This window comes from Pseudomonas sivasensis, from assembly GCF_013778505.1.
Lineage (GTDB): Bacteria > Pseudomonadota > Gammaproteobacteria > Pseudomonadales > Pseudomonadaceae > Aquipseudomonas > Aquipseudomonas sivasensis.
This window is the reverse complement of sequence record NZ_JAAOWU010000002.1, coordinates 450,280-464,062: the sequence shown is the minus strand read 5'-3', so window position 1 is coordinate 464,062 and position 13,783 is coordinate 450,280. Positions and strand designations below refer to the sequence as shown.

Annotated in this window: 14 protein-coding genes; 7 read left to right on the top strand and 7 right to left on the bottom strand. The window is 60.7% G+C overall.

The features are described 5' to 3' along the window. Positions 1-5: 5 nt before the first annotated feature. Positions 6-1,214, bottom strand: coding sequence for a bifunctional phosphopantothenoylcysteine decarboxylase/phosphopantothenate--cysteine ligase CoaBC (gene coaBC, locus G9Q84_RS05730; RefSeq protein ID WP_016970585.1), 1,209 nt, complete (start codon positions 1,212-1,214; stop codon positions 6-8). A 143-nt stretch (positions 1,215-1,357) separates the two neighbouring features. Between coaBC and radC the strand changes: the two genes are divergently transcribed. Next, complete coding sequence (gene radC, locus G9Q84_RS05725) at positions 1,358-2,032, top strand: RadC family protein (protein ID WP_032884400.1); 675 nt, start codon at positions 1,358-1,360, stop codon at positions 2,030-2,032. Between the two features lie 27 nt (positions 2,033-2,059). Here radC and G9Q84_RS05720 read toward each other — a convergent pair whose 3' ends face one another. Next, entirely contained in the window at positions 2,060-3,652 is a 1,593-nt protein-coding gene (locus tag G9Q84_RS05720; RefSeq protein ID WP_032884399.1) for an ABC transporter substrate-binding protein, read from the bottom strand. Between the two features lie 458 nt (positions 3,653-4,110). Here G9Q84_RS05720 and rpmB point away from each other — a divergent pair, with 458 nt between their 5' ends. Both rpmB and rpmG read left to right on the top strand, forming a co-directional pair. Next, the gene (rpmB, locus tag G9Q84_RS05715; RefSeq protein ID WP_003176907.1) at positions 4,111-4,344 is read left to right on the top strand and encodes a 50S ribosomal protein L28; all 234 of its coding nucleotides are present in this window, start codon (positions 4,111-4,113) and stop codon (positions 4,342-4,344) included. A gap of 11 nt (positions 4,345-4,355) precedes the next feature. Next, complete coding sequence (gene rpmG, locus G9Q84_RS05710) at positions 4,356-4,511, top strand: 50S ribosomal protein L33 (RefSeq protein ID WP_003176906.1); 156 nt, start codon at positions 4,356-4,358, stop codon at positions 4,509-4,511. A gap of 72 nt (positions 4,512-4,583) precedes the next feature. On the opposite strand, the gene G9Q84_RS05705 is transcribed toward rpmG, so the two are convergent. After that, entirely contained in the window at positions 4,584-4,946 is a 363-nt protein-coding gene (locus G9Q84_RS05705; protein ID WP_032884397.1) for a cupin domain-containing protein, read from the bottom strand. 230 nt (positions 4,947-5,176) lie between these two features. Between G9Q84_RS05705 and G9Q84_RS05700 the strand changes: the two genes are divergently transcribed. Continuing rightward, positions 5,177-6,670 (top strand): aldehyde dehydrogenase, encoded by a 1,494-nt coding sequence (locus G9Q84_RS05700; protein WP_032884395.1) that lies wholly within the window; start codon positions 5,177-5,179, stop codon positions 6,668-6,670. Between the two features lie 150 nt (positions 6,671-6,820). Then, a complete protein-coding gene (locus G9Q84_RS05695; protein ID WP_181643010.1) occupies positions 6,821-7,963 on the top strand; it encodes an MFS transporter in 1,143 nt (380 codons plus the stop codon). A 63-nt stretch (positions 7,964-8,026) separates the two neighbouring features. Here the strand turns inward: G9Q84_RS05695 and G9Q84_RS05690 are convergent, their stop codons facing one another. After that, positions 8,027-9,592, bottom strand: coding sequence for a phospholipase D family protein (locus G9Q84_RS05690; protein ID WP_095185204.1), 1,566 nt, complete (start codon positions 9,590-9,592; stop codon positions 8,027-8,029). Between the two features lie 62 nt (positions 9,593-9,654). Then, positions 9,655-11,079, bottom strand: a complete 1,425-nt coding sequence (locus G9Q84_RS05685) for an aminotransferase-like domain-containing protein (RefSeq protein ID WP_032884391.1) — start codon at positions 11,077-11,079, stop codon at positions 9,655-9,657. A 166-nt stretch (positions 11,080-11,245) separates the two neighbouring features. On the opposite strand from G9Q84_RS05685, the gene G9Q84_RS05680 reads away from it, so the two are divergent. Beyond that, positions 11,246-11,470 (top strand): DUF1127 domain-containing protein, encoded by a 225-nt coding sequence (locus G9Q84_RS05680; RefSeq protein ID WP_181643009.1) that lies wholly within the window; start codon positions 11,246-11,248, stop codon positions 11,468-11,470. On the opposite strand, the gene G9Q84_RS05675 is transcribed toward G9Q84_RS05680, so the two are convergent. Beyond that, on the bottom strand, positions 11,471-12,763 hold the full coding sequence (locus tag G9Q84_RS05675; protein ID WP_095185202.1) for an NAD(P)/FAD-dependent oxidoreductase: 1,293 nt from the start codon (positions 12,761-12,763) through the stop codon (positions 11,471-11,473). It lies immediately after the preceding gene. A gap of 115 nt (positions 12,764-12,878) precedes the next feature. On the opposite strand from G9Q84_RS05675, the gene G9Q84_RS05670 reads away from it, so the two are divergent. Beyond that, on the top strand, positions 12,879-13,232 hold the full coding sequence (locus tag G9Q84_RS05670; RefSeq protein WP_032884386.1) for a YkgJ family cysteine cluster protein: 354 nt from the start codon (positions 12,879-12,881) through the stop codon (positions 13,230-13,232). A 40-nt stretch (positions 13,233-13,272) separates the two neighbouring features. On the opposite strand, the gene G9Q84_RS05665 is transcribed toward G9Q84_RS05670, so the two are convergent. Continuing rightward, positions 13,273-13,761 (bottom strand): Lrp/AsnC ligand binding domain-containing protein, encoded by a 489-nt coding sequence (locus G9Q84_RS05665; protein WP_003176896.1) that lies wholly within the window; start codon positions 13,759-13,761, stop codon positions 13,273-13,275. Between the last annotated feature and the right edge of the window lie 22 nt (positions 13,762-13,783).

The window sequence follows — 13,783 nt, the reverse complement described above, 5'->3', positions numbered from 1 at the left end:
GGAAATTAAACCTGGTTCAGCCGTTGGGCGATAAAAGAGATCAGTTGGCGGGCAATCTTGCCCTTGCTGGTCTGGGCGAAAAGGGTCGCGTGCAGGTCGCGGTCAATCACGCTGCAGGCGTTTTCCTCGCTGTTGAAGCCGATGCTCGGGTTGGCGACATCATTGGCAACGATCAGGTCGAGGTTTTTGTCTTTCAATTTGCGTGCGGCGTAGTCCAGCAGATGCTCGGTCTCGGCGGCGAAGCCGACGCTGAACGGGCGGTCAGGACGTGTGGCGATGGTGGCCAGGATGTCCGGGTTGCGCACCATTTGCAGGAGCAGGCCGTCGCCGCTTGTAGGGTCTTTCTTGAGCTTTTGCGGGGCGACGACTTCCGGGCGGTAGTCCGCAACCGCTGCCGAGGCGATAAAAAGGTCGCAGGGAATAGCCGCTTCGCAGGCCGCGAGCATGTCTCGGGCGCTGACTACATCGATTCGCGTGACGCGATCAGGGGTCGGTAGATGTACCGGTCCGGTGATCAGCGTGACGCGGGCGCCTGCCTCGACCGCGGCTTCTGCCAGCGCAAAGCCCATTTTTCCTGAGCTATGGTTGGTGATGTAACGCACAGGGTCGATGTTTTCCTGGGTCGGGCCGGCGGTGATCAACACGTGCTTGCCGGTCAGGGCCAAGTGCTGGAAGCACTCGGCGGCACACAGGGCCAGGTCGGTGGCTTCGAGCATGCGGCCCATGCCCACGTCGCCACATGCCTGGCTGCCCGATGCCGGGCCGAACACCTTGAGGCCACGGCTTTGCAGGAGTTGGGTATTGGCCTGAGTGGCCGGATCGCGCCACATGGCCTGGTTCATCGCGGGGGCAATGGCAACGGTGGCGTCGGTGGCCAGTACCAAGGTAGTCAGCAGGTCATCGGCGATACCTTGGGCCAGGCGTGCGATCAGGTCGGCAGTGGCCGGGGCGATCAGCACCAGGTCGGCCCATTTGGCCAGTTCGATGTGGCCCATGGCGGCTTCGGCCGCCGGGTCCAACAGGTCCAGGTGAACCGGGTGGCCGGACAGGGCCTGCATGGTCAGGGGTGTGATGAACTCGCTCCCGCCACGGGTCATGACCACGCGCACTTCGGCACCTTGGTCCAGGAGCCTGCGAACCAACTCTGCGCTCTTGTAGGCGGCAATGCCGCCGCCGACGCCGAGAACGATGCGTTTCCGATACAGACGCTGCATTGGTTTGCCTTTCCAGTTCAGTGAAGCCAGTTCAGTGGTGCGTGCGATCTCCCCTCCCCAGGTGAAATCGCACGCAAAAAAGAGGGCCTACGATAACACAGCGTCTGCCCCGCAACAGCGGCGCACATGCACAGGGAGGTGGGATGAGTATTCGTGATTGGCCGGCGGCAGAGCGGCCCAGGGAGAAGCTTTTGGCGTGGGGCGCGGCGAGTCTGTCTGATGCTGAACTGCTGGCAATCTTCCTGCGCACCGGTGTCGCAGGTCGGAGCGCGGTGGACCTGGCGCGCCATCTGCTGGCGCAATTTGGCGGCTTACGCCCGCTGCTGGAAGCAAGCCAGGCGCTGTTCAATCAGCAACTGGGCTTGGGGCCGGCGAAGTTTGCCCAGTTGCAGGCGGTACTAGAGATGTCCCGGCGGCATATGGCCGAACAGTTGCGCAATGAATCGGCACTGGAAAGTCCGGAAGTCGTGCGGGGATACCTCAAGGCGCTGTTGCGTCATGAGCCCCACGAGATCTTTGGCTGCCTGTTTCTCGATTCAAAGCATCGGGTGTTGGGCTTCGAGGCGTTATCCGAGGGCACCATCGACGCTGCTGTGGTGTACCCCCGGCAAGTGGTCAAGCGCGCGTTGGCTTACAACGCGGCGGCGTTGATCCTCTGTCATAACCATCCTTCGGGAAGCGTGGAGCCGAGTGCAGCTGATCGAAAATTGACCAAAGTCCTGCAAAAAGCGCTGGAGATGGTGGACGTGCGGGTGCTGGATCACATCATCGTGGGAGATGGTGATCCGTTATCGATGGCGGAATACGGATGGATGTAACCCCACCCTTTCAGGTGGGGTTACGGTTCAGGGCTTGACGCTGACCTTCGAGAAATCCTGGCGCCCGAACGGACTTACTTGATAGCCGTCGACACTCTTGCGCGCGAGGGCGAACGCCGTCGGATGCGCCAGTGGCAGCCACAGCGCCTGCTGCTGGATTTGCGCCTGGGCCTGTTGATACAGCTTGCTGCGCACCCCTTGCTCGCTGGTGGTTTTGCCAGCACTGATCAGTTTGTCCAGCGCCGGGTCGCAGTAGCGAGCGAAGTTGGTGCCTGACTTCACTGCTGCGCAGGAAAACTGCGGGGTCAGGAAGTTATCAGGGTCACCGTTGTCGCCGGCCCAGCCCATGAACAGCAGGTCATGCTCGCCGGCTTTGGCGCGGCGAATCAGTTCGCCCCATTCGATCACTCGGATCTCGGCCTGGATGCCGACTTTGGCCAGGTCGGCTTGCAGCAATTGCGCGCCGAGGTTTGGGTTAGGGTTCAGCAGGCTGCCAGTGGGACGTGTCCAGATGGTGGTCTTGAAGCCGTCCTTGAGCCCCGCGCGATTCAGCAGGGCCTTGGCCTTAGCGAGGTCCTGTGGATAACCCGGCAAGTCCTTGGCGTAGCTCCAGGTGTTGGGAGGATAAGGGCCGTTGGCGGCTTCGGCGGTGCCTTCAAATACGGCTTTGAGGTAGCTGGCCTTATCGAAGGCCAGATTGATCGCTTGACGTACTTCGGGTTTATCCAGGGGAGGGTGCTGGCTGTTGATCGCCACGAATGCAGTCATGAATGCAGCGGTCTTTTCCACCTTGAGGGCTGGGTCTTTCTCTGCCTCGCCTACATCCAGGGGCTTGGGCGACAGGGCGATCTGGCACTCATCGCGGTGCAGCTTCTGCAGGCGCACGTTGGCATCCGGCGTGATGGCGAAGATCAAGTTATCCACAGCCGGTTTGCCGCCGAAGTAGTCCGGGTTGGCTTTGTAACGAACCACAGCGTCTTTCTGGAAACGGCTGAAAATGAACGGACCGGTGCCAATCGGTTGACTGTTGAGTTTCTCCGGCGTGCCAGCCTTGAGCAATTTGTCGGCGTATTCGGCCGGGTAAATCGAGGCGAAGCCCATGCTCAGGGCTGCGAGGAAGGTGGAGTCGGCATGATCCAGAGTGAAGCGCACCGTCAGCGGGTCGAGGGCATCGATCTTCTTGACCAGTGTTGGCAGTTGCAGAGACTGGGCGTGAGGGAAGCCGCTTTGGGCGATCTTGTGCCACGGGTTGGCCGGGTCGAGCATGCGTTCAAAGCTGAAGCGCACGTCTTCGGCGGTCAGGCTGCGGCTTGGGGTGAAATACTCGGTGCGGTGGAACTTCACATCCGGGTGCAGCTTGAAGGTGTAGGTCAGGCCGTCCGGCGACACTTCCCAGCTGTCCGCCAGACTTGGCACCAGCTTGCCGCTGGCGGCATCGAAGTCCACCAGGCGGTTCATCAGTACGTCGGCGGAGGCGTTGGTGGTGGTCAGCGAGTTGTATTGCACCACATCAAACCCTTCAGGGCTGGCCTCGGTGCACACGCTCAGGTTGGTGGCGGCAGAGGCCAGCGGCGCGATAAAGAGAGGGGCAAGCAACAGCGGTAGGGCAGCGAGGCGCATATTCGGTTTCCTTTGCAGATCGAAGGCCCATCTGCGAGTGCAGTCTGGAAAAGTCCTACCGTAGTGCTCTGATTGATAAATGACTAGCCCATTTTTGCCTGTGCTTTTGGCTCAAATGCTGTTTTGATGGCGCCTCAGATTGTTTCGCCGTGCACTTTACGGTGCGTGCGGGCGCTGAAAATCATTCTGTGCGACGAGCGGTCGGCTGTTGTATCGGCCCCTCCTGGCAACGGTTCAGGCGTCAATGGTCGAGATTTACTCCGGTAAAAACACACTCGCTGTTGTTGCACCAAGGTCTTTCTGGTATAAAGCAGCGCTCTTTTCTAGGGGCCCGGTTCCTTCGCTTGTAGGTGTAGCCGGTAAGACCCTAAAGAAACGCGGCGCCTGGCGCCAAATGACTGAGAGATTAAGCGGCCAACCCATGCCGGGTTGGGCATGTGGTTTTAGAGGGCTGAGGCATGTCGAGAGTCTGTCAAGTTACCGGTAAGGGTCCGGTGACTGGGAATAACATTTCCCACGCAAATAACAAAACCCGTCGTCGTTTCCTGCCGAACCTGCAGCATCACCGCTTCTGGGTTGAAGAAGAGAAACGTTTTGTTCGCCTGCGTGTATCTGCTAAAGGCATGCGTATCATCGACAAGCGTGGCATCACTGTCGTGCTGGCCGAAATCCGTGCCGCTGGCAAGATCTAAGGAGCTCTATCATGCGTGAATTGATTCGAATGATCTCTAGCGCCGGTACTGGTCACTTCTACACTACCGACAAGAACAAGCGTACTACCCCGGACAAGCTCGAAAAGAAAATGTTCGACCCGCGCGTTCGCAAGCACGTGATCTACAAAGAAGGCAAAATCAAGTAATTGATTTTCTTCCTTGTGAAAAAAAGCCCGTCTCTCACGAGTCGGGCTTTTTTTTGCGTGGAATTTGGTTGATCAGGTCTTCTGTTCAAACACCACGTAGATCTTGCGGCATGGTTCCAGTACTTCCCAGGTGCCGCTGAAGCCAGCAGGAATCACAAAGCGGTCGCCGGCGCGCAAGGTCTTGGCATTTCCCTCGGCGTCGCGCAGCACGGACACACCCTGCACGATTTCGCAGTACTCATGCTCGGTGTAGCTGACCGTCCACTGCCCGACATCACCTTCCCAGACCCCGGCGCTCATCTGGCCGCATGGGCTGTTGTAGTGGTTGTAGACCGTTTGTTCGGGATCGCCCTTGAGGATTTTTTCGGCGGCAGGGCGATAGCGGTCGGGGGCGGTGGTGGCTTGGCTGAAGTCGACGATGTCCTGGATGCTCATGTGCGTGTCCCGTCTGGCCTGGGGTTGAAGTGCCCAAAGTCTATGTTTATTAAAATGAACATCGCAAGGGCGTTTACCCGCGTTATGTCAAATATATTGAAACATCCCCAGCCGCTGGTTTAGGGTGGCAGCTGCCTTTGAGCCGAACAGCTGGTTGGCGGGCAAGCATTCTTTGAGGCTGCCGGGGGACATCGCCTGGCCCTTGTATTCAATAAGAGGAGGACACTCGCATGACCACCCTGACCCGTGCCGATTGGGAACAACGCGCCAAGGATCTGAAGATCGAAGGCCGCGCCTACATCAATGGCGAGTACACCGACGCTGCTTCCGGCGACACCTTCGAATGCATCAGCCCGGTCGATGGCCGTCTGTTGGCCACTGTCGCCAGCTGTGACGCCGCCGACGCCCAGAGCGCAGTGGAAAATGCCCGCGCCACCTTCAATTCCGGTGTCTGGTCGCGCCTTGCGCCGGCCAAACGCAAAGCCACCATGATCCGTTTCGCTGCGCTGCTCAAGGCCAATGCCGAAGAGCTGGCACTGCTTGAAACCCTGGACATGGGCAAGCCAATCAGCGATTCCCTGAACATTGACGTACCCGGCGCGGCGAATGCCCTGAGCTGGAGCGGCGAGGCCATCGACAAGATCTATGACGAAGTCGCCGCCACGCCGCACGATCAACTGGGCCTGGTGACCCGCGAGCCGGTCGGCGTGGTTGGCGCCATTGTGCCGTGGAACTTTCCGCTGATGATGGCGTGCTGGAAACTCGGCCCGGCGCTGTCCACTGGTAACTCGGTGATCCTCAAGCCTTCCGAAAAATCTCCCCTGACGGCCATCCGCATCGCGGCCCTGGCTGTTGAGGCCGGTATTCCGAAAGGCGTTTTCAACGTGCTGCCGGGCTACGGCCACACCGTCGGAAATGCCCTGGCGCTGCACATGGACGTCGACACGCTGGTATTCACCGGTTCGACCAAGATCGCCAAGCAACTGTTGATCCGCTCCGGCGAGTCGAACATGAAGCGCGTATGGCTGGAAGCTGGCGGCAAGAGCCCTAATATCGTGTTCGCCGATGCGCCGGACCTGCAAGCTGCCGCCAACTCCGCAGCCAGCGCCATTGCCTTCAACCAGGGCGAAGTCTGTACCGCGGGTTCGCGCTTGCTGGTGGAGCGCTCGATCAAAGATACATTTCTGCCGCTGGTTATCGAGGCCCTCAAGGCCTGGAAACCTGGCAACCCGCTGGACCCGGCGACTACCGTCGGTGCGGTGGTGGATACCCAGCAGATGAACACCGTGCTGTCTTACATCGAAGCGGGTCACACCGATGGCGCCAAACTGGTGGCCGGTGGTAAGCGCATCCTGGAGGAAACCGGCGGTACCTACGTGGAGCCAACGATTTTCGATGGTGTGACCAACGCCATGAAGATCGCCCAGGAAGAGATCTTCGGCCCAGTCCTGTCGGTAATTACGTTCGACAGCGCCGAAGAGGCTATCAAGATCGCCAACGACACGGTGTATGGTCTGGCCGCAGCCGTGTGGACTGCTGATATTTCCAAAGCGCACCTGACCGCCAAGGCCCTGCGCGCCGGCAGCGTGTGGGTCAACCAATACGACGGCGGTGATATGACCGCGCCGTTCGGTGGCTTCAAGCAGTCGGGTAATGGTCGCGACAAGTCGCTGCACGCGTTCGACAAATACACCGAGCTGAAGTCGACCTGGATCAAGCTCTAAGCAACACCGCAGGCCAAATGTGGGAGGGGGCTTGCCCCCGATAGCCGTGTGTCAGGCACTAAAAGTGCCCAATGATTCACCGCGATCGGGGGCAATCCCCCTCCCACACTGCTTTGTGTGTCCTCAAGAATTATCCACAGGAGTGTGGCAATGCGTTGGGCGACCTATTTCGCCGTGTTGGCCTCGGTACTCAGTGTCGGTCTGGCCCTGGGGGTGAGCATGCCGCTGGTGTCCCTGCGCCTGGAAGGCTGGGGTTACGGCAGTTTCGCCATTGGCGTGATGGCCGCCATGCCGGCCTTCGGCGTATTGCTCGGTGCCAAGGTCTCCAGTCGGCTGGCCTCCTGGCTCGGCACTGCCAACCTGATGCGCCTGTGCCTGTGGGCGGGGGCTGTGTCCATCGGTTTGCTGGCGATTCTGCCCAGTTACCCCGTATGGCTGGTGCTGCGGCTGATGATCGGGGTGATTCTGACCATTGTGTTTATCCTCGGCGAAAGCTGGATCAACCAACTGGTGGTGGAGCAGTGGCGCGGCCGCCTGGTGGCGTTATATGGCTGCAGTTATGCCCTGAGCCAGCTCTCGGGCCCATTGCTGCTAGGCCTGATTGGCACCGACCATGACTACGGCCTCTGGGTCGGCGTTGGCCTGTTGCTGGTGGCGCCGCTGTTGCTGCTGGGACGCTCAGGTGCGCCCACCGCTGACTCGTTCAGCGTGACCTTCGCTGACCTGTGGCGCTTCTGTAAGAGCCTGCCGGCGATCGCCTGGGCGGTGGCGCTGTTCGCCGCGTTCGAGGCAATGATCCTGACGCTGCTGCCGGTGTATTGCCTGCAACAGGGTTTTACTGCCGAGATCGCCTTGGCGATGGTCAGCACGGTGGTGGTCGGCGATGCGCTGCTGCAATTGCCCATCGGTGCGCTGGCCGACTACCTGCCTCGACGTACGCTGTTTCTGAGTTGCGCGGTGCTGTTACTGGCGTCCAGCCTGGCGATCCCATTGACGTTGCACACGCTGTTGATCTGGCCGATATGGGTAGTGTTCGGCGCCAGTGCTGGCGGGTTGTTTACCCTCTCGTTGATCCTGATTGGCGAGCGCTATCGTGACGATGCGCTGGTGCGCGCCAATGCCCATATCGCTCAGTTGTGGGGCATCGGGTGCCTGGTTGGCCCGCTGGTGGCCGGTGCGGGCAGCCAGTGGATCAACGGGCATGCGCTGCCGCTGTTAATGGCAGCCGGGGCGTTGGGGTTGGTGGTGCTGTTGCTGCGCCAGGGCGCATTCGGTACCGCACAGCCAGCCTGATTTGAAAGGCGATCGAATGTGGAAGGGGGGCAAGCCCTCTCCCGCATTGGATCTTCATTGTGCTTAGAGCATGCGTTCCAGGCCGACCGAAGTGGCAAACCAGGCATTGAAGCGCCGCCACCAACTGCCAGGTTCGCGGGTCAGGGTGTGCAGTTGACCGTTATCTTCGGTCACCCACACCACGTTGCCGTCCTGCAGTTTCGCCTCATAACTCAAGGCGGGCGCCATGCCTTGCAGCGCCAGTTTGCGCACGTGTTCCGCCAGTTCGGGGCTGTCCACCAGGACACCGACTTCGGTGTTCCACAGCACAGAGCGTGGGTCGAAGTTGAACGAGCCGATAAACGATTTCGTCCGATCAAAGATCATTGCCTTGCTGTGCAGGCTGGAATCCGAACCTCGGAAGGTGCCCCGGCGAAACAAGTGCGGGCCGCTGCCACCCCCGTCGCCCGGTTGGCGGCGTAGTTCATAGAGTTTGACTCCGTGCTCCAGCAGCGCCTTGCGATACGGCGCATAGCCACCGTGCACCGCCGGCACGTCGGTGGCTTCAAGGGAGTTGGTCAGCAGGCTCACGGACACACCCGCGTCGGCGCGCCCCGTTAGGTACACCAGTCCTGGCTGCCCCGGTACGAAGTACGCCGAGATCATTATCAGCTCTTGGTTGACACCCTCCAGCTCCGGCGCCAGTTGGGTGGTCAGCAGTAGGCGTGGGTCTGGGTCGGCCTTGGACAGCACCTTGCTCGGCGCGTCCCACAACGCCTGATTCCAGGCCCAGATCAACTCGCGACGCCAGATGTCCATGCGCGGTTGGGTCTGGTAGGCGCGCAGGCGGTTGTACAGCGCGTGATTCTGCTGGCGCGACTCGGCCAACGACGCCTCCAGGCGCACGCGCGCGACGGCCAGGTCGCCTTTGGAGGGGCTGTTTGAGACGAAGTCGTCGATGGGTTTGCTCAGGGCGCTGTTCCAGTACTGATCGAAACTGTGCCCGAGCTGCTCGGCCACCGGCCCGACGCTGAGCATGTCGATATCGGTGAAGTTCAGATTGGGCTCGGCGTCGAAATACTCATCCCCCAGATTTCGCCCGCCGACGATGGCCACGCTGTTGTCCGCCAGCCACAACTTGTTGTGCATGCGCCGGTGTTGCAGCGACAGGTCGAACAGGCGACCCATGGCCCGCGTCACACCCGTGCTGCGCCCCAGGTGCAGGGGGTTGAACAGGCGAATTTCGATCTTGGGGTGGGCGGCGAGGGTGGCGATGATTTGGTCGAGGCCGTCGCTGGTGGTGTCGTCCAGCAGGATGCGCACGCGCACGCCACGGTCGGCGGCTTTGAGCAGTTCATCTACCAGCATGCGCGTACTGATGCCGTCGTGGACGATGTAGTACTGCAGATCGAGGCTGGTCTGGGCGTTACGGATCAGCTCGGCGCGGGCCATGAAGGCTTCGCTGCTGTTGGGCAGCAGGCGGAAACCGGAGCGCCCCTGGTAAGGCGCGGCCTGTGCCTGGATCGAGCGGCCGAACGACGACTGTGCAGCCGGCAGTGCGTCGCTGGGGATGCGCTCAGTGCTCACCGTGGCGCAGCCACCCAGGCTCAGTGCTCCCAGCAGGAAAAGCGGTAAAAGCCGTCGAATCATCAAGGGAGGCGCTTCCAGATCAGGGCAGTTGTCGGCATATGACGGCAATTTCCCGCGAAAGGTCAGTCGGTCGACTCGGCCAACATCTTTATCGCGGCGGCACCGACCTTGCGTACCGCTTCTTCAATCTGCGGGGTTGGTTTAGCACCGTAGTTCATGCGCAGGCAGTTGCGGTACTTGCCCGACGCAGAAAAGATACTGCCTACCGCAATCTGTACACCCTGTTCCACCAGCACCCGGTTGAGCTTGAGGGTATCGAAGCCTTCGGGCAATTCCACCCAGAGCATGAAGCTGCCTTGGGGGCGGCTGGCGCGGGTGCCCGCCGGGAAATAGCGGCTGACCCAATCGAGCATCAAGTCGCGATTACGCTGGTATTGAGTGCGCATCCGCCGCAAATGAGGTTCGAAATGCCCGCCCTTGAGAAATTCGGCAATCGCGATCTGCGGTTGGGTCGCGGTGGAGCCGGTGCTGATGTATTTCATGTGCAGTACCCGCTCAAGGTAGCGCCCCGGTGCTACCCAGCCAATACGCAGGCCCGGCGCAAGGGTTTTCGAGAAGGAGCTGCAGAGCAGCACTCGGCCGTCTTCGTCGAAGGATTTGATAGTGCGCGGGCGCGGGTAGCTGTAGGCCAATTCGCCATAGACGTCGTCTTCGATGATTGCCACGTCAAAGCGTTGGGCCAGGGTCAGCAGTGCGCGTTTGCGTGCCTCCGGCATGATGTAGCCCAAGGGGTTATTGCAGTTGGGGGTCAACTGGATGACCTTGATCGGCCACTGCTCCAAGGCTAGTTCCAGTGCTTCAAGGCTGATGCCGGTGATGGGGTCGGTGGGAATCTCCAAGGCTTTCATGCCCAGCCCCTTGAGGGTCTGCATGGCGCCGTGAAAGCTCGGCGAGTCCACCGCGACGATATCCCCAGGATCACAGATAGCGTGGATGCTGGCGGACAGCGCCTCATGGCAGCCAGTGGTGATTACGATGTCTTCGGCGGTCAGTTGGCAGCCGGAATCCAATGACAGCCGTGCGATTTGCTCACGTAATTCCATACAGCCGAGGATGTTGTCGTAGTACAGCCCGGGCAGATCCTGACGCCGGCTTACGCGCGCGAGGCTGCGCAACAAGGGCTTCAGGGTGGGCGACAATACATCCGGCATGCCCCGGCCCATCTGTATGACGTCTTTGCGTGGCACGGCGCGAATCAGTTCCAGCACTTGGTCCCACTGAGAGATTTCCACCGGCCGCTGTGCTGGCCGGCCCACCTCCGGCAATGCCGGCAGCTCGCGGCCGACGGGTACAAAGTAGCCGGACTTGGGCTTGGGCATCGCCAGACCGTTGTCTTCCAGCACGCGATAAGCCTGTTGCACGGTGCTCAGGCTGACCCCGTGTTCCACGCTCAAGGCTCGTACAGATGGCAATCGATCACCGGGGCGATAGAAGCCCTGTTCGATACGAGTGCCCAGCAATTCGGCGAGGTTGACATAGAGGGTCATGACGGTCACTCCCAATGGACCAGTACAGATAGGGGGAAAATACAGGATTCAGCCGCTCAGAGGCAGTGTCTGTATGGATTTAATAAAGGTGGGTTGAATCTGTAATGGTTTTTGCCGATCGCCCATTCTTGTCACTCAAGGCAACACGCCACTGAGGGGCAACAAAATGAACGGCATGAGCGATGTGAGGCTGGCGTTACACAGTCAGGAACTGGAAGCAGGGCAGCAGCGGGCACTGTCTGCGCTGACGGGTAACCGCTGGAGCCTGTTCTGGCATCGTCGCCATACCCGCAAGGCCCTGCTGACGCTGACCTGCGAGCAATTGCAGGATATCGGGCTGACTGTCGAACAGGCATGCCAGGAAGGCTTGAAGCCTTTCTGGCGCGGTTGATCACACCAGCTCTTTGAGGCGGTGCCAGAGCATCCCCAGCGCCAGCAGCGGCGAGCGCAGGTGCTTGCCGCCGGGGAAGGTGATGTGCGGCACCTTTGCGAACAGATCGAAACGCCCTTGCTGTTGGCCGCTGATGGCTTCGGCCAGCAGCTTGCCTGCCAGGTGCGTGGCGTTCAGGCCATGGCCCGCGTAGGCCTGGGCGTAATACACGTTGGGTTGATCCGCCAACCGGCCGATCTGCGGCAAGCGATTGGCGCCGATGCCGATCATGCCGCCCCACTGATAGTCGATTTTTGCGTCGGCCAACTGTGGGAACACCTGTAGCATTTTCGGCCGCATGTAGGCGCTGATGTCCTGGGGATCACGACCGGAGTAGTGGCACGCCCCCCCGAACAGCAGGCGACGGTCGGCGGACAGGCGGAAGTAGTCCACCGTCACTCGTTGGTCGCACACCGCCATGTTTTGCGGCAACAGGCTGGCGGCCTGAGCTTCGCTCAAAGGTTCGGTGGCGATGATGTAGCTTCCGGCGGGCAGCACTTTGCCGCTCAGGTGTGGGTTGAGGCCGTTGAGGTAGGCGTTGCAGGCCAGCACCAGAGTCTTGGCACGCACATGGCCATTGGCGGTATACACCTTGACCTCGGGGCCGTAGTCGATGCGCGTCACTTCGGACTGCTCAAACAACTGCACGCCCAACCCCTGTGCGGCGGCCGCTTCGCCGAGCGCCAGGTTCAGCGGGTGCAGGTGGCCTGAACCCATGTCGATCATGCCGCCCACATAGCGGTCGGAACCGATCACACTGCCCATCTCGGCGGCTTGCAGTAGGCGCACTTCATGGCGATAGCCCAGGCTGCGCAGTTCTTCGGCGTCTTCGGCCAGGCCGTGCAGGTCACGAGGCCTGTTGGCAAGGTCGCAGTAGCCCCACGTCAGGTCGCAGGGGATCTGGTAGCGCTCGACACGCTCGCGCACGATCTCCACAGCCTCCAAGCCCATCAACTTCATCTCGCGCACGCCATCGGCGCCGATCACGTTGGTGAACTGGTCCAGGCCGTGGCCGACGCCGCGAATCAGTTGCCCGCCATTACGCCCGCTGGCGCCCCAGGCGATCTTGCGCGCTTCCAGCAACACCACGCGCAAGCCGCGCTCGGCCAGTTCCAGGGCGGTGTTAAGCCCGGAAAACCCCCCGCCGATCACACACACGTCGGCAGTCACTTCGCCTGTCAACGCCGGGTAATCGGGTTGCGGCACGCTGCTGGCGGCGTAGTAGGAAGCGGTGTGCCGGGCGCTGGCGATCATGGGCGGAATCCCTGTTTGGAAAATTTGACGCAGGATACAACGGTCGGGCGAAGCTGTCTGCGCAGGGCGTTTTGCGTCAGAATCCACGCCTATTTGCCGTTCGGTACGTGTTTCGATGAGTTGCAACAGTCAGAAAGTCAGCGCATTGCGCCGTCAGATTCCTTCGTTCGAGTGCGTCCCCGGTTGTCACGACTGCTGTGGGCCGGTGACCACATCGCCCGAGGAAATGTCGCGCCTGCCGCGTAAGACCGCCGCCGAGCAGGACGCGGCCATGGACGAACTGAACTGCGTGCACCTAGGGCCCAACGGCTGCACGGTGTATGACGAACGGCCGCTGATCTGCCGGTTGTTCGGTACCACTTCGACCTTGCCGTGCCCCAATGGGCGGCGGCCGGTGGAGCTGATTCATCCTCGGGTGGAGAAGCAAATCCATGAGTACATGGCGAGCACCCGGCAAGTACTCGTCTAGCGGGTGTACTCGATCAAAATGCGGGAGGGCGTTGCGTCGGTTAGTCAGGAATCGGCAGGTTCAGGCTCTCTTTCACCTCTTCCATCACGATATAGCTCTTGGACTCCCGCACATGGGGCAGCTTGAGCAGAATGTCCCCCAGCAATTTGCGGTACGACGCCATCTCGGAAATCCGCGCTTTCACCAGGTAATCGAAGTCGCCGGACACCAGGTGGCATTCCAGCACATGGGGCAGTTTCAGTACGGCGCGGCGGAACTCTTCAAAGGTGTCGCCGGATTTGTAATCGAGGCTGATCTCGACAAATACCAGCAAACTGCCCTTCAAATGCTGGGGATTGAGCCGCGCGTTATAGCCCATGATGATCCCTTCACGCTCCAGCCGGCGGACCCGTTCGGTGCATGGCGTGGTCGACAACCCGACCTTTTCCCCCAGCTCTGTGAACGAGATACGCCCGTCGGTCTGCAGGATGCGCAGAATGTTGCGGTCGATCTTGTCCAGTTCCCGTTTGGTCTGGGTGTTGGTACGCATAGGGGATACGCCTCTGTGAAAA